Source organism: Priestia sp. AB (assembly GCF_028369225.1).
Classification (GTDB): domain Bacteria; phylum Bacillota; class Bacilli; order Bacillales; family Bacillaceae_H; genus Priestia; species Priestia megaterium.
The window spans coordinates 624,181-640,644 of the sequence record NZ_JAQMYN010000001.1 but is presented as its reverse complement, the minus strand read 5'-3'; the positions used below and the strand labels follow the sequence as shown (position 1 = coordinate 640,644).

General features: G+C 41.4%; 14 protein-coding genes. 1 reads left to right on the top strand and 13 read right to left on the bottom strand.

The features are described 5' to 3' along the window. Window positions 1-151 precede the first annotated feature (151 nt). From rpoZ to POF52_RS03285, 5 genes are all read right to left on the bottom strand, one after another. Window positions 152-373: a DNA-directed RNA polymerase subunit omega gene (rpoZ, locus tag POF52_RS03305; protein ID WP_013058926.1), complete on the bottom strand. Its 222-nt coding sequence runs from the start codon at window positions 371-373 to the stop codon at window positions 152-154. A 2-nt stretch (window positions 374-375) separates the two neighbouring features. Beyond that, window positions 376-990, bottom strand: a complete 615-nt coding sequence (gene gmk / locus POF52_RS03300; RefSeq protein ID WP_013058927.1) for a guanylate kinase — start codon at window positions 988-990, stop codon at window positions 376-378. Between the two features lie 13 nt (window positions 991-1,003). Beyond that, on the bottom strand, window positions 1,004-1,264 hold the full coding sequence (locus POF52_RS03295) for a DUF370 domain-containing protein (RefSeq protein ID WP_013084831.1): 261 nt from the start codon (window positions 1,262-1,264) through the stop codon (window positions 1,004-1,006). A gap of 46 nt (window positions 1,265-1,310) precedes the next feature. Beyond that, complete coding sequence (locus tag POF52_RS03290) at window positions 1,311-2,186, bottom strand: YicC/YloC family endoribonuclease (protein WP_016765431.1); 876 nt, start codon at window positions 2,184-2,186, stop codon at window positions 1,311-1,313. A 153-nt stretch (window positions 2,187-2,339) separates the two neighbouring features. Continuing rightward, a complete protein-coding gene (locus POF52_RS03285) occupies window positions 2,340-5,018 on the bottom strand; it encodes a calcium-translocating P-type ATPase, SERCA-type (protein WP_271989711.1) in 2,679 nt (892 codons plus the stop codon). A 141-nt stretch (window positions 5,019-5,159) separates the two neighbouring features. Here POF52_RS03285 and POF52_RS03280 point away from each other — a divergent pair, with 141 nt between their 5' ends. Then, window positions 5,160-6,872: an Rqc2 family fibronectin-binding protein gene (locus POF52_RS03280; protein WP_034649169.1), complete on the top strand. Its 1,713-nt coding sequence runs from the start codon at window positions 5,160-5,162 to the stop codon at window positions 6,870-6,872. Window positions 6,873-6,921: 49 nt separating this feature from the next. Here the strand turns inward: POF52_RS03280 and pyrE are convergent, their stop codons facing one another. Genes pyrE through POF52_RS03240 form a run of 8 tightly spaced genes read right to left on the bottom strand, consistent with a single transcriptional unit; the run spans window position 6,922 to window position 16,431 of the window. Next, on the bottom strand, window positions 6,922-7,560 hold the full coding sequence (gene pyrE, locus POF52_RS03275; protein WP_013058931.1) for an orotate phosphoribosyltransferase: 639 nt from the start codon (window positions 7,558-7,560) through the stop codon (window positions 6,922-6,924). Further along, window positions 7,557-8,279: an orotidine-5'-phosphate decarboxylase gene (gene pyrF / locus POF52_RS03270; protein ID WP_013058932.1), complete on the bottom strand. Its 723-nt coding sequence runs from the start codon at window positions 8,277-8,279 to the stop codon at window positions 7,557-7,559. The genes pyrE and pyrF overlap by 4 nt, the downstream gene beginning before the upstream one ends. Next, a complete protein-coding gene (locus POF52_RS03265) occupies window positions 8,251-9,192 on the bottom strand; it encodes a dihydroorotate dehydrogenase (protein ID WP_016765435.1) in 942 nt (313 codons plus the stop codon). The genes pyrF and POF52_RS03265 overlap by 29 nt, the downstream gene beginning before the upstream one ends. Then, a complete protein-coding gene (locus POF52_RS03260; RefSeq protein WP_013084838.1) occupies window positions 9,189-9,962 on the bottom strand; it encodes a dihydroorotate dehydrogenase electron transfer subunit in 774 nt (257 codons plus the stop codon). The genes POF52_RS03265 and POF52_RS03260 overlap by 4 nt, the downstream gene beginning before the upstream one ends. After that, window positions 9,959-13,171 (bottom strand): carbamoyl-phosphate synthase large subunit, encoded by a 3,213-nt coding sequence (gene carB, locus POF52_RS03255; RefSeq protein WP_271989706.1) that lies wholly within the window; start codon window positions 13,169-13,171, stop codon window positions 9,959-9,961. Before carB ends, POF52_RS03260 begins: the two co-directional genes overlap by 4 nt. Next, window positions 13,171-14,256: a carbamoyl phosphate synthase small subunit gene (locus POF52_RS03250; protein ID WP_013084840.1), complete on the bottom strand. Its 1,086-nt coding sequence runs from the start codon at window positions 14,254-14,256 to the stop codon at window positions 13,171-13,173. Before POF52_RS03250 ends, carB begins: the two co-directional genes overlap by 1 nt. Continuing rightward, a complete protein-coding gene (locus POF52_RS03245; protein ID WP_271989703.1) occupies window positions 14,241-15,530 on the bottom strand; it encodes a dihydroorotase in 1,290 nt (429 codons plus the stop codon). Before POF52_RS03245 ends, POF52_RS03250 begins: the two co-directional genes overlap by 16 nt. After that, window positions 15,493-16,431: an aspartate carbamoyltransferase catalytic subunit gene (locus POF52_RS03240; protein ID WP_013058938.1), complete on the bottom strand. Its 939-nt coding sequence runs from the start codon at window positions 16,429-16,431 to the stop codon at window positions 15,493-15,495. The genes POF52_RS03245 and POF52_RS03240 overlap by 38 nt, the downstream gene beginning before the upstream one ends. Window positions 16,432-16,464: the final 33 nt, after the last annotated feature.

Genomic DNA, 16,464 nt, shown 5'->3' with positions numbered 1-16,464 from the left:
CAGCATCCGCTTGTTTAATCGGGTAACTATCTAAAGCTTTTCAATTCAATTATTATACCATTTTTGTAGTGAGACATTCACTATCCTGCTTGAACACAGATAAAAGCATCAAAAAAATAACAACCTATGAAGTAGGTTGTTATTTTTTCACTTACTGATGTTTAGAATCTTCTTCTGCTACACCTTGCTTATAGCTTAATTGTTCAGCATTAATTTCTTCTAAAGCACAGCCTACAAACTTATAAGAAACCGGCTTTTCAATCGGCGTATCATTGTGAAGCTGTAATTGACGTGCACGTTTTGCAGCTACTGTCACAAGCGTGTACTTAGAATCTAATTTTTCCATTAGAGAATCAATTGATGGATAAAGCATGTTTATTCTACCTCCAGCATTCTTTTATAGCGCGCAGAAATACGATCACGACGGCAGTGTTCAGCCGTTACGATAGCACGGATGCGAGCACAAGCATTTTCTACTTTGTCATTTTCTACAACATAATCGTAGGCGTCCATAAGTTCAATTTCTTCTTTTGCCACGCGCATACGGTTATTAATTAAATCTTCTGTTTCAGTACCGCGGTTTACGATACGGCTTTTAAGCTCTGATAAACTCGGCGGTGCCAAGAAGATGAACAAACCTTCTGGAAATGCTTCTTTCACTTGAAGAGCACCTTGCACTTCAATTTCTAGAAATACGTCTTTTCCTTCAGATAACGTTTGTTCTACATAATCAACCGGGGTACCGTAGTAGTTGCCTACGTATTCAGCCCACTCTAATAATTTCTTGTTTTCAATCATGCGCTCAAACTCTTCGCGTGGTTTGAAGAAATAGTCAACGCCGTCTACTTCACCTTCGCGGGGCTTTCTTGTTGTTGCAGAGATAGAATACTGCAATTTAATGTCTTCTTGCTCAAACAATGCTTTTCGTACCGTTCCTTTTCCAACACCTGATGGTCCGGAAAGAACAATTAATAAACCTCTTTCAATCATCGGTTCAAGTGACCTACCCTTCTAATAATTCTTCTTTGTTTATAAGTCGCTGTGACACAGTTTCTGGCTGTACAGGAGCTAAAATAACATGATCGCTATCCATAACAATAACAGATCGTGTTTTACGTCCTTGCGTTGCATCTATTAAAGAGCCTCGATCTTTTGCATCTTGAATAATGCGTTTGATTGGAGCTGATTCAGGATGAACGACAGAGATTATACGATTAGAAGAAATAAAATTCCCAAATCCAACGTTCACTAATTTACCGCTCATAAGAAGCCTCCTGCTATACCAATATAATCTTTATCTTACACGAAGGCTATTCAATATTTTGAACCTGCTCTTTTATGCGTTCTAATTGTGCTTTCATACTAATAACATACTGAGCAATAGTACCATTGTTTGCCTTCGCACCGATTGTATTCATTTCACGATTCAGCTCTTGAACAAGAAAATCCAGCTTGCGTCCTACTGAATCAGGTGTATTTAATGCTTGAATAAATTGTGAAACATGACTTTGAATTCGCGTAAGTTCTTCGCTAATATCTGCTTTTTCAGCAAAAATAGCTACTTCAGTCAGCACTCGCTGCTCATCGAAAGTACCTTCTAAATAGTCGCTCAGCTTTCTTTTAATACGCTCGCGATATTGTTCAGCAACTTCAGGAGCAAGCTGTGTAATTTTTTCGCGAATGTCTTGAATGTCCTGTAAGTACCCCATTAAATCGTGATACAGCTCTGATCCCTCTCGTTTCCGCATATCCACTAACTGATGCACAGCAGCTTCAACGGCTTCAAAGATTGCACCATGAATACTCGTCTGATCAGCTTCTTCTTCATAAGTTGTCATCACTTCAGGCATGTGTAAAATGTCTTGAATTTGAACAGATTGTGACAGCCCGTGCTTTTCTTTTACTTGCTGCAACGCATGCATGTATTCATCAAGCAGCTGCCAATCCGTCTGCAGTTTCTTTTTTGCCATTTCTTCACCTGAAATAGTAACAAATACTTCTACTCTACCACGTTTTATGTATGTTTGAACGATTTTTTTTATTTTATCTTCAATTTCAATTAATTGTCTTGGCATACGAATAACAATTTCACAAAAACGATGATTAACAGACTTCATTTCGACTGTTACTGATCGATTTTCCACTTCCGCTTTTCCGCGGCCAAAACCAGTCATACTTTTTATCATTATCATCACATCCACTATGTACATCTTACATAAAAAGTATCATAAAAGAAAGTGTTAGCAAAAAAAAGAAATCTCTCTTCTTTATTCAACCTGTAAAGGCTGCCTTCATGAGTTTTCTCATTTGGGACAGCCTGTATTAAAGTATAGCACAATTTATGAAGGTTTTCTTGTTAAAAGTGAACCGGCAAGTAAAAAAGTTGGAAGACTTGCAAGTCCTAAAATAACGAGCCATTCCCGCGGTGCAATGGCCATTGTATGGAAAATAGGCTGCAGGGGCGGATAGTAGATAGCCACTAGCATAAGGATAATAGATGAAATAACGGCTCCTACAAGATATAAGTTCTGAAATGGATTGCGATCAAAGATTGATTTTTCACTTCGGCAGTCAAATACGTGAATAAGCTGCGCCATGACAAGCGTGGCAAATGCAATCGTCTGAGCATACTGCAATCGATCTGGGTCATTGTCGTAGACAATCATGAACGCAGCAAGTGTAGCAGCTCCAATTAAAAACCCGCGGCTGACTACTTTCCACCCTAATCCTCTTGCAAAAATACCTTCGCGCGGATGCCTTGGATGACGCTTCATCACGTTGTCCTCCGGCTGGTCTAAGCCAAGAGCCATCGCAGGCAAACCGTCTGTTACTAAGTTTACCCATAGTATTTGAATTGGCACTAGCGGAAGCGGAAGTGCTAAAATCATTGCAAAGAGCATAACTAAAATTTCTCCTACATTTGATGCAAGCAAGTAACGGATAAACTTTCGAATATTTTCATAGATGTTTCGTCCTTCTTTGATCGCTGATTTAATAGTAGCAAAATTATCATCAAGCAAAACGAGTGAAGACGCTTCTTTTGCTACGTCTGTCCCGGTGATGCCCATCGCGATGCCTATGTCTGCTGCTTTAATAGCCGGTGCATCATTTACGCCGTCGCCCGTCATAGCTACAATGTGATCTTTTGCTTGAAGAGCTTTAACAATTTTAAGTTTATGTTCAGGCGATACCCTGGCATATACGTAAACATCATCCACTACTTCTTCTAGCTCTTCCTGCGTCATTTTGGATAAATCCGTTCCTTCCAAGACTTGACCGTTTTTCGGTAGAATGCCTAGCTGTTTTGCAATCGCCTGTGCTGTAATAACGTGGTCACCTGTAATCATAACGGTTTTGATTCCTGCGTCTCGGCATTCTTTGACCGCTTGCTTGACTTCTGGTCTTGGCGGATCAATCATTCCTTGAAGCCCGAGGAAAGTAAGGTCTTTTTCCGCTGCGTTCTCTGTATGAACGCTCTCATGGTCTCCTAACGGCCGATAAGCAATCGCAATGGTTCGAAGCGCTTGGCTAGCTAACTGATCAATCGCTCCTTTTACTTTATTATGAACCGTTACCGACAGCGTTTGTTGTCTGCTTTCCCACAAAATATTTTTGCTGTTTACAAGCAGCACATCAGGAGCACCTTTTGTTATGACATAGCGCTTATTAGATGCGTCTTCAATGACTACACTCATCATTTTACGCGTTGAATCAAATGGAAACTCTTCAATAATCGTAAACTGCTTTTGAATGTTTTCTTTTGTCAGCCCCGCTTTCATCGCGGCCACAAGCAAAGCCGCTTCAGTAGGATCCCCGTCGATGACATATTCTTTATCTTTTTTCGAAATAGATGTTTGATTGCAAAGCAGACCAAACACCAAAAGCTGCTGAAGCGGTTTTTCACTCCGTGTATCAACTTCTCTTTCCTCTCGCGAAAATACGCCCGTAGGTTCATACCCTGTCCCTGATACCCTCCACGTCATTCCTCCTGACCAGAGGTGAGTAACCGTCATTTTATTTTGCGTTAATGTGCCCGTTTTGTCTGAGCAAATGACTGATGCGCATCCTAGTGTTTCAACAGCAGGAAGTTTGCGAACAATGGATCTTTGCTTAATCATGCGCTGTACACCAAGAGATAGCGCCACGGTTACGATTGCAGGAAGACCTTCGGGTATGGCAGCAACAGCTAAGGAAACTCCCGCTAAGAACATACTGTATAAATCATGACCTTGCAGCACACCAATCCCGACAACTAATACAGTAAGTGCAAGAGCTACAACGATTAAAATTTTACCTAATTGCTCTAACTTCCGTTGAAGAGGAGTAATCATGGCTTCAGCATTTTGAAGCAAATCAGCAATTTGCCCCATCGCTGTTTTCATTCCAATCCCTACAACGATACCTGTTCCGCTTCCTCGCGTCACAAGCGTACCCATAAATGCCATATTGTCCTGATCTCCAAGCGGCACTTCATCTCCTGGCAAAGCTTTTATTTGCTTGGCAACAGGCAAAGACTCTCCCGTAAGCGCTGATTCTTCAATTTCTAGACTTTTAGCTTCCATAATTCGAAGGTCAGCCCCGATACGGTCTCCGCTCGAAAACTTTACAACGTCTCCTACTACCAGCTCTTTAGATGGTAACTTAACCCATTTCCCTTCACGCATAGCTGCTACTTGAGGAGCAGAAAGCTCTTTTAATGCATGAAGAGATTTCTCGGCTTTTCTTTCTTGAAAAAAGCCTAGAAATCCATTAATTACTACAATGGCAATAATAGCAACCGCATCGATGTATTCGCCTAAAAGCCCTGAAATAAGCGTGGCAGCTAGTAAAACCAGTACCATAAAATCTTTAAACTGCTCTAGAAACACAAGAATGGCCGGTTTTTTCTCACCTTCAGTCAATTCATTAAATCCTTGCTGCTGTTGACGTGCTTTTACTTCTTTGTGTGTAAGACCATGCTGCCTGTCTGTTTTTGTTACTTCTACTATTGCTTTTTCACCTAATTCATACCATTTCATTGCATCTTTTCACACCCTTTTATTTGTAAATGCACCTATTAGATTGTTACAATCTTATATCGTATGCTTATTCAGACTCGTCCTAAAAAATGCTATACTTTTCTATAGGACAATTTTCAATTACTTAAGGATGTGAGCACTATGTCATTTGATGGTATTTTTACATATGGCATTTTACAAGAATTATCTGAGACCTTGGTTTCAGGACGAATTTCAAAAATATATCAGCCGTTTCCAAACGAGTTGATTTTACAAGTACGCGCTAAAGGTGAAAACCGCAAACTTTTAATCTCAGCTCACCCTAACTATTCACGCGTTCATTTTACAAATGAGCCCTATGAAAATCCATCTGAGCCTCCTATGTTTTGTATGCTGCTTCGCAAACATTTAGAAGGAAGCATTATTGAACACGTGTATCAGCTTGGATTGGACCGCATTTTAGTCATTGAAACAAAAGGACGAAATGAAATTGGCGACGTGACGTACAAGCAGCTTATTATTGAAATCATGGGAAGACATAGTAATGTTGTGCTTGTAGATAAAGAAAAACAAACGATTATCGACAGCATTAAACACGTTCCAATGGCCTTGAACAGGCACCGTACGCTTCTACCCGGAGCACCTTACGTACTGCCTCCTAGTCAAGATAAGCTTCATCCATTTGAAGCCGATGAAGAAACCGTGGTTAAAAAAATTGATTTTAATAGCGGAAAGTTAGCCACCCAGCTAGTGCAAACCTTCTCAGGGCTTTCTCCTTTAATTGCAAATGAAGTGGTGTTTCGCTCTGGCTTAGCGAATCGTTCTACCCTTCCAAAATCATTCGTCGAAACGATGACTCTGATCAAAGAAGGTCAGTTTACACCGACTCTGACAACCGTTAATCAAAAAGACTACTTTTATTTACTGGAATTAACGCATTTAGAGGGTACGAAAAAGACGTATGCAACCATCAGCGAGCTTCTTGACCGCTATTACTACGGGAAAGCAGAGCGAGATCGTGTAAAGCAGCAAGCGCATGATTTAGTACAGTTTATTTCTACCGAGAAAAAGAAAAATGAGAAAAAAATAAAAAAACTTGAGCAAACGCTGCAAAATGCAGAAAAAGCATCTGATTATCAGCTAGCCGGTGAACTCCTTACCGCAAATTTACACCTTGTCAAAAAAGGAGATGCGAAAGTGGATGTTATTAATTATTATGATGAAAATAGCGGTACACTTACGATTTCATTAGATCCGCAAAAATCACCGTCTCAAAATGCTCAAAGCTATTTCACAAAGTATCAAAAAGCGAAAAATTCCGTTTCGATTGTAATCGAACAAATTGAAAAAGCAAACGAAGAAGTACAGTATTTTGAATCACTTATTCAGCAAATGGATACTGCTACTCACAAAGACATTGCAGAGATTCGTGAAGAGCTTGTGGAAGAAGGATATTTGCGCAACCGTCAGCAAAAACAAGCGAAAAAACAAAAAAACACCACGCCTACACTTGAACAATACGTTTCAAGCGACGGCACGACGATTTTAGTTGGAAAAAACAATAAGCAAAATGAGTATTTAACAAATCGCCTTGCTGCTCGTGATGACGTTTGGTTTCATACGAAAGATATACCCGGTTCTCACGTTGTTATCCGCAGCCAAGAGCCTTCAGAAGAAACAATTTTAGAAGCGGCTCATCTTGCTGCTTACTTTAGTAAAGCTAAAAATTCAAGTTCGGTACCCGTGGACTATACAAAAATTCGCCACGTAAAAAAACCAAGCGGTGCCAAGCCTGGTTTTGTGACGTACGATAACCAGCAAACGGTGTACGTAACGCCTAGCGAAGAACTTGTACTGAAGCTGCGTCAGTCATAATAAAAACCCCCTTTCTATATAGAAAGGGGGTTTATTATATAGACCTAGTTTAGTTCATCCATGAAGGGTCTGAAGGGTTTTCACGCCATTTAAATAGCTTGTCCATCGCTTCTTCTTCAATGTATCCCGCTTCGTTTGCCGCTTCTACTAGCGTAGAGTAGTCTGTTAGCGAATAAACTTGAAGTTCTTTTTCTTTAAACAGCTGACGCGCTTTTTCCAGCTCATATGTAAAGATAGACACAACTCCCAGCACTTCACACCCCTGCGCTTTTAATGCATCGACTGCGGTAAACACACTTCCGCCAGTTGAAATCAAATCTTCAATCACAACTACTTTTTGACCTTTTGTTACTTTTCCTTCGATTTGATTTCCTTGGCCATGTTCTTTTGCTTTGCTTCGCACATAGCACATTGGAAGCTCTAGCGCTTCACTTACCCATGCTGCATGAGGGATACCAGCTGTAGCGGTACCAGCAATCACTTCTGCATTGGCAAAATACGTTTTAATTAAATGCTGCAGACCTTTTGCAATTTCTTTTCGCACTTTCGGGTAGCTAAGCGTTAGACGGTTGTCACAATAAATAGGTGACTTAATTCCAGAGGCCCACGTAAACGGCTCGTTTGGTTGAAGGCTTACTGCCTCAATATCAATTAATTGTTTTGCAATTTCTTTTCGTAGTTTTGTCATCGCGTAATACGCTCCCCTTTCCACTGCTGTAACATCTCATAATATGCTTTAAGCGGGTCTTTTGCTTTAGTAATAGAACGTCCAACGACAATGGCACTTGAGCCATATTCTCTCGCTAGCTGAGGTGTTGCCACACGGACTTGGTCATCTACTGAATCTGTGCCCATACGAATACCCGGCGTTACGGTCAAAAAGTCCTCTCCTGCTGCTTTTCGAATCGAAGGGACTTCATGAGTAGAACATACAACGCCGTCAAGTCCACTTTTTTTAGCAAGCGCTGCATAATGCGTAACCACTTCTTGCATCGAATGTGTAATGAGCTGCTGCTCTTTTAGCATTTCATCAGATGTACTCGTTAGCTGAGTAACCGCAATACAATCCGGGCGCTTTTTGCCAGCAGCGGTTCCTAAGTCAAGTCCTTCAACGGCTGCTTGCATCATGTTCATTCCGCCCGCTGCGTGAACGTTAACCAAATCCACTTCAAGAGAAGCTAAAGACTTCATCCCTTGCTTTACTGTATTGGGAATATCATGAAGCTTTAAGTCTAAAAAGATTTGGTGGTTTTGCTCTTTTAATGCAGAAATAATGGATAACCCTTCTTTATAAAACAGTTCCATGCCTACTTTCACAAACAATGACTCTTGTTGAAAAGGCATTAAAAACTGCTGTACATCGTTAATTGATGAAAAATCAAGAGCAATGATTAACGGTTGCTTCACGCTTTTTCCAGCTCCTTCCGATACATTCTGAAACATGCTCGTATCCTAATGATGTTAATAGCCTTGGCAGTTCGTCAATGATGGTTGGACATACATACGGGTCAACAAAGTTTGCTGTACCAACCGCCACTGCACTTGCACCTGCATATAGGAACTCGAGTGCATCTTCAGCAGTTGTCACTCCGCCCATACCGATAATTGGAATGTTCACTTTTTGACTCACTTCATATACCATTCGAATCGCTACCGGTTTAATTGAAGGTCCTGACAGTCCCCCTGTGCCGTTCGCTAAAACCGGCTGAGCTGTTTTCAAATCCAGACGCATCCCGAGAAGCGTATTGATCATCGTTAAGCCATCCGCGCCGGCTTCTTCAACAGCCATCGCCATATCTACAATATTTGATACGTTTGGTGATAGTTTAACATAAACTGGAACATTTGAAACATCTTTTACTGCTTTCGTTAAACGAGCAGCAATGACAGGATCTACGCCAAACGCAATTCCGCCTTCTTTTACGTTAGGACATGAAATATTCAATTCAAGTGCTTTTACATTTGATACAGTTGAAATTTCTTTTGCCACGTGCACATATTCTTCAATTGAAGCACCGGCTACGTTCGCGATAATCGGCACATCATATTGCTGAAGCCAAACGAGCTCTTCGTTCATTACTTTTTCTAACCCAGGATTTTGTAATCCAATCGCATTTAACATTCCTGCAGATGTTTCTGCTACGCGAGGAGTTGGATTGCCAAAACGAGTGTCCGCAGTAGTCGCTTTAATCATAATGGCTCCAAGTGCATCAAGTGAATAAAATTGAGCATACTCACGCCCAAATCCAAAACAGCCGGATGCGGGCATAATTGGATTTTTCAAATCTAATCCTGGCAATGTCGTTTTTAGCATACTCATAGAAGCACCTCCCCTGCTTGAAAGACGGGACCGTCGCTGCAGATTTTTTTATACGCCGTAGAATCTTCACTTTCTCTGCATACACATGCAAAACAAGCACCGATTCCACAACCCATTCTTTCTTCTAAAGAAATGTAAAGCGGCTTGTTTGTATAATTATTTTCTAGTGCTTTTAACATCGGAGTTGGACCGCATGAAAACATAACGTCATATGAAAACTGCTGCTCGTCAATCACCGTTGTGACAAAACCTTTTGTTCCGTAAGAGCCGTCTACCGTTGCAATATATGTTTCTCCTAAAGCTAAAAACTCTCGCTCGTAAAATACGTCTGCTTTTGATTGAAAGCCTAAGACGTGAATAACCTGCACGCCTTTTTCACGAAGTCTTTTTGAAAGCTCATAGAGCGGAGGCACCCCAATGCCTCCCCCTACTAATAAAGCCGTTTGACCTGACTCTATCGCTTCCAATGGAAAACCGTGGCCAAGCGGACCTAACACGTCAATCGACTGTCCGGCTTGTTTTTCGGCAAGCAGCGATGTTCCCGCCCCTTCTGCACGGTAAATCATCGTAAATTGTTCGTGCGTTTGGTCAATTTCTGCAATACTGATTGGTCTGCGAAGCAGTGGCAAATAGTCGTTGTTGACGCGGATATGCACAAACTGCCCCGGCTCATTCATGAAACGAACAAGCTCGCCTTGAAGGGTTAATTCATATACATTGTGTGTTAACGGTCGCTGACTGACGACTTGCATCATTTCATGTTTGATCATACGGTTGTCACCTCTTTAGTTGGACGAACTTTTTTCATTGGTGTTGTATGGAAGCTGATCGTTTCAAGCACTCGTAAAATCGCTTCTGCTGTATCAAGTGATGTTAAGCAAGGTACACCATTTTCAACTGCTTCACGGCGAATTTTAAATCCGTCACGCGCAGGCTGTTTTCCTTTTGTTAGCGTGTTGATGACAAGCTGCGCTTCACCTTTTCGTATCACATCTAAAAGATTGTGATCTTCATGATGAATTTTATTTACTACTTTTACGCGAATGTCTTCTTTTGTAAACGTTGAAGCTGTTCCTTCCGTTGCAATCACCTGGTAGCCGATGTTAGCAAAACGCTTCGCAAGCGCTGTTGCCTCTTCTTTGTCTTTATCCGCTACTGTCATAAGTACTGAACCGTACGGCTTAATGGACATACCTGACGCAATTAGTCCTTTATATAATGCTTTTTCGTACGTTGAATCTTGCCCCATTACTTCTCCAGTAGATTTCATTTCAGGTCCAAGCGTAATATCTACGCGACGCAGCTTTGCAAATGAGAAGACCGGCACTTTTACGTAGACACCTTCTTCTTCAGGGTGCATGCCTGATTCATAACCAAGCTCTCGCAAACTTGTTCCTAAAATAACTTTTGTTGCGACATTCGCCATCGGAATACGCGTAATTTTACTTAAGAACGGCACCGTACGGCTTGAACGAGGATTTACTTCAAGAACAAACACTTCTCCTTTTGATAAGACGAACTGAATGTTGAGCAGTCCAATAATGTTTAAGCCTTTTGCAATACGTGTTGTGTAATCAATGATTGTATCTTTTACGTCCTGTGACAGAGTTTGCGGTGGATATACAGCAATGGAGTCACCTGAGTGTACACCCGCGCGCTCTACATGTTCCATAATCCCTGGAATAACCACTGTTTCACCGTCTGAAATGGCATCGACTTCAATTTCTTTTCCAGTTAAGTAGCGGTCGATTAACACAGGGTGATCAGCGTGTACTTTTACCGCGTGTTCCATATAGTGAAGCAGTTCTTCTTCTTTATACACAATTTCCATTGCGCGTCCGCCTAGTACATATGAAGGTCGTACAAGCACCGGATAACCAATTTCTTTTGCCACAACCACTGCTTCTTCTACGGATGTAACCGTCTTTCCAAGCGGTTGAGGTACTTCTAAACGGGCTAGCGTTGCTTCGAATTTTTTACGGTCTTCCGCTGCATCTAAGCTTTCAAGCGACGTTCCTAAAATCTTGACCCCTCTTGCTTCTAGCTCGTCCGCTAAGTTGATTGCTGTTTGACCACCGAACTGTACAACCACACCTTCTGGTTTTTCTAAATCGATGATATGCATCACATCTTCAATCGTCAGCGGCTCGAAGTATAATTTATCTGAAATACTGAAGTCAGTTGATACTGTTTCTGGATTATTATTTACAATAATCGCCTCGTATCCAGCTTCTTTAATCGCCCACACCGAGTGAACTGTTGCATAGTCAAACTCAATTCCTTGTCCGATGCGGATTGGTCCTGACCCTAACACTACAACGCTTTTACGATCTGTAACAATCGATTCGTTTTCATCTTCAAACGTGCCGTAGAAATATGGTGTTGTAGATTCAAATTCTGCTGCACATGTATCTACCGTTTTGTATACTGGCATCACGCCATTTTGTTTGCGGAAGTCATATACTTCACGCTCTGTTTGATTCCACAACTTAGCAATCGTGCAGTCTGCAAATCCCATTTCTTTTGCTTCCTGTAAAACTTCTACGTTATGAATCTCTTCTTTTAACACATTTTCAAAAGCAATCACTTTTTCAAGTTTTACTAAGAAGAAGAGATCGATTTTGCTCCAGTCATGAATTTGCTGAATTGTTACGCCGCGGCGAATGGCTTCTGCGATGTAGAATAATCGCTCATCGCCAGCCTTGCGAATACGTTTTTCAATAATGGCATCATCAAATTCATGCGCATCTTTCAGCTCTAAGTGATGAACGTTTGACTCAAGTGAGCGTACGGCTTTTAAAATTGACTCTTCGAACGTGCGGCCAATTGCCATTACTTCCCCTGTTGCCTTCATCTGTGTACCCAGTTTACGGTTAGCTGATTCAAATTTATCAAACGGCCAGCGTGGAATTTTAGATACGATGTAATCTAGTGCTGGTTCGAAACATGCGTATGTCTTCCCAGTTACCGGGTTCATCATTTCATCTAATGTTAAGCCTACCGCAATTTTTGCTGCTAATTTTGCAATTGGATACCCTGTTGCTTTTGATGCTAAAGCCGATGAGCGGCTTACACGAGGGTTTACTTCAATTACGTAATATTGGAAGCTTTCTGGATCTAGTGCTAGCTGAACGTTACATCCGCCTTCGATTTTAAGCGCTCGGATAATTGTTAGTGACGCATTTCTAAGCAGCTGATACTCACGGTCGCTTAGCGTTTGGCTTGGTGCTACAACAATTGAATCTCCAGTATGAATACCGACCGGATCAAAGTTTTCCATATTACATACTACAATCGCATTATCGTTTGCGTCGCGCATTACTTCATATTCAATTTCTTTAAAGCCTGCAATGCTTTTCTCAAGTAAGCACTGTGTTACAGGACTGTGTTTTAATCCACTTGTTACAATTTCAATCAGCTCTTGCTCGTTGTCACAAATTCCGCCTCCCGTACCGCCAAGCGTATAAGCAGGACGCACAATTACCGGATAGTTTACTTGTTCAACAAACGCATATGCTTCGTCTAGCGAATGAATGATTTCACTTGCTGGGACAGGCTGATTTAGTTCATTCATTAATGAACGGAACTGCTCACGGTCTTCAGCTTGTTCAATCGCCGATAATTTTGTCCCGAGAATTTCTACATTAAATTCTTCTAAAATGCCTGTTTCATGTAATTCTACCGCTAAGTTCAGTCCCGTTTGACCGCCAAGCGTTGGAAGCAGTGCATCCGGGCGTTCTTTACGAATAATTGAGCTTACAAATTCAACCGTTAGAGGTTCAATATATACTTTGTCTGCCATTTCTGAATCTGTCATGATTGTTGCAGGATTGGAGTTCACAAGAATAACTTTGTATCCTTCTTCTTTTAGCGCAATACACGCTTGCGCTCCTGCATAGTCAAACTCTGCCGCCTGTCCGATGACGATTGGTCCTGATCCGATTACGAGAATTGTGTTAATATCTTGACGTTTTGGCATTAGCAATTACCTACTTTCTGATTGTTTTTCATAAGATCCATAAATTCGTTGAACAATCCGTTTGCATCTTCAGGTCCCGGTGATGCTTCAGGGTGATATTGAACCGTAAATGCCGGATATTCTTTATGCTTTACTCCTTCAACTGTTCCATCGTTAAGCGCAACATGCGTCACTTCTAATGGCGTGTTGACAAGAGATGGCTCACATACTGTATAGCCGTGGTTTTGAGATGTAAGAGCTACTTTATTGGTTTTTAGATCCTTTACAGGATGGTTGGATCCACGATGACCAAATTTCATTTTTTCTGTATCTGCTCCGCATGCTAGCGCAAACAGCTGATGTCCTAAACAAATTCCGAAAAGAGGAACCTTTCCTAAAACCCCTTGAATCATCTCGATTGCTTCAGGTACGTCTTTTGGGTCTCCAGGTCCGTTGCTCAACATGATGCCATCTGGATTTAATTGAAGAATTTCTTGCGCAGTTACGTTATAAGGAACCACAATCACGTCGCATTGACGAGCTGTTAATTCGCGTAAAATTCCGTGTTTCATTCCAAAGTCAACGAGTACCACTTTTTTACCTCTGCCTGGGCTTGGGTAAGGCTTCACTGTTGATACTTTTTTAACTGAATCAGTCGGAAGTTCATGATTTTGAAGCTGTGCTACCACTTCTTCTACATTGACTTCCATGTTGCACACGCGTCCGCGAAGCGCACCGTGCTGACGAATTTTTCTCGTTAATTTTCTCGTGTCGATTCCAGCTAATCCTGGAATATCTTTTTGTTTTAAAAATTCATCTACTGATAGTTCGCTTCTGAAGTTTGAAGGAGCATCACAAATTTCTTTTACAATCAAACCGTGTACAGCTGGTTCAATCGACTCAAAGTCATCGCGGTTAATACCGTAGTTTCCGATTAAAGGATATGTTAATGTCACAATTTGTGCACAGTATGATGGATCAGATAGAATTTCTTGATATCCTGTCATTCCCGTGTTGAAAACAACTTCTCCTGTCATTTCTTTGTCGCTGCCGAATCCTTTTCCGATAAATACTGTTCCATCTTCTAAAATTAGTTGACGTTGCATGCTTTAACATCCTCCCATACTCGTTTACCTTCTACTAATGTCATTACCGGCCAACCTTTGCATACCCAGTTAGCAAACGGCGTATTTTTACCTTTTGATACAAATTCTTCTGGATTAATTGCTTTTTCTGTTTCAAGATCAATGATAGTTAAATCTGCTGGTTTCCCTACTTCGATGGTGCCATAAGGAAGGTTGAACGTGTCAGCAGGCTTGTTTGTTAAATATGATACTAGCTGCTCTAGCGTCATTACTTCTTTTAATACCAAGTTTGTATAAAGAAGCGGGAAAGCTGTTTCAAGTCCCACAATCCCAAACGGCGCAAGCTCCATGCCTTCTGCTTTTTCGTCCGCTGTGTGCGGTGCATGATCAGTGGCGATAAAATCAAGCGTTCCGTCTAATAAAGCTTCAATTAATGCCTGTTGATCATCTTTTCCTCGAAGCGGCGGATTCATTTTAAAATTTGAATCAAGCTCAGGGATGTCTTCCTCATTTAGCAGTAAATGATGAGGCGTTACTTCTGCGGTTACGCGAATGCCTGCTTTTTTTGCATCCCGAATGGCGCGAATGGATTCTTTTGTACTTACGTGACACACATGGTAGTGACAGTTTGCTGCTTCAGCAAGCAGGACATCTCGTGCAATTTGAACGGCTTCACAGATAGAAGGGATACCGTTTAGTCCATGTTCTTTTGCAAATTTTCCGTCGTGGACGCAGCCTTTGTTGATTAAATCATTATCTTCACAGTGTGCAACGATTGCTTTATTTAATGAAGCGGCTTTCTTCATCGCTTCTAGCATCATTCCTGTTGACTGAACGCCTACTCCATCATCTGTAAAAGCAAATGCGCCCGCTTCTTTTAAGCCTTCAAAGTCCGTTAGTTCTTTTCCTAATTGGCGAGTGGTAATCGATGCGTATGGCAATACGCGAACATGCGCTGTATCTTCAATACGCTTGTTTACCCACTCCATTTGTTCAACAGTATCCGGAACTGGACGCGTGTTTGGCATTGCAGCAATTGCTGTAAAACCGCCCTTTGCCGCTGCTAGAGTACCCGTTTCAATCGTTTCTTTCTTTTCTCCCCCTGGCTCGCGCAAGTGAACGTGGACATCGATTAAACCCGATGATAAGAAGTTCCCGCCTGCATCAATGACTTCTTCATTCTCTACGTCGATGTGTGAAGCTATTTCAGCAATTACACCATTTTCAATTTTCAGTTCGACTTGTTCAATTTTCCCTTCATTTAACCATGTAGCATTTTTGATAATTGTTGTCATTATTAAGTCCCCTTTCAATTGGTTGTAGCGCTCTTGCTAATACTGCCATGCGAATGTACACGCCATTTTGCATTTGTTTAAAAATTCTTGAGCGTTCACATTCAACGAGCTCATCTGCAATTTCGACTCCTCTGTTTACAGGAGCTGGATGAAGGATAATGCTATGTGATTTCATTTTCCGCTCTCGTTCAACGGTTAATCCGAAGCGGCTGTGGTAGTTCTGTGCAAGCTCTGAAGTGTTCTCTTCATGCCTTTCAAATTGAATACGCAGCAGCATCACAACATCGACCGTTTCGATTGCTTCATCGATATCAAGATATGTACCGTGTCTGTTCTCTTCATCTTTCCATTCTTCAGGTCCCGCAAAATATACGGTCGCCCCTAGTTTTGTCAGCATTTCAGCATTGGATCTCGCTACGCGGCTATGTCGCAAATCTCCGACTATTGCGACTTTTAATCCTTTAAACGAGCCGAACTCTTGGCGAATCGTCAGTAGATCAAGCAGACACTGAGTTGGATGCTGACCGCATCCGTCTCCTGCATTAATGATGGGAATCGATACTTTTTCCTGCAGTGCTTCATAATAACGATCTTGCGGGTGGCGAATAACAACTGACTGAACGCCGATTGAAGCTAATGTTTCAATCGTGTCATAAAGCGTTTCTCCTTTTTGGACGCTTGAAGTTGTTACTTCAAACGGAATTGTTGTTAATCCTAACTGCTGTTCTGCCATTTCAAAGCTGCATCGAGTACGCGTGCTCGCTTCAAAAAATAAGTTGGCAACAAACATTTTCTCTTCCGGTTTCCATCCTTGTTTATTCGTTCGATAGTTTTCAGCGCTGTCTAAAATCTCTAGAATTTCATTTGTTTCTAGTGTTGAGACTGTCACTAAATGTTTCATATCGATTCCCTCCATTTTTGCTTTCCTCGCATT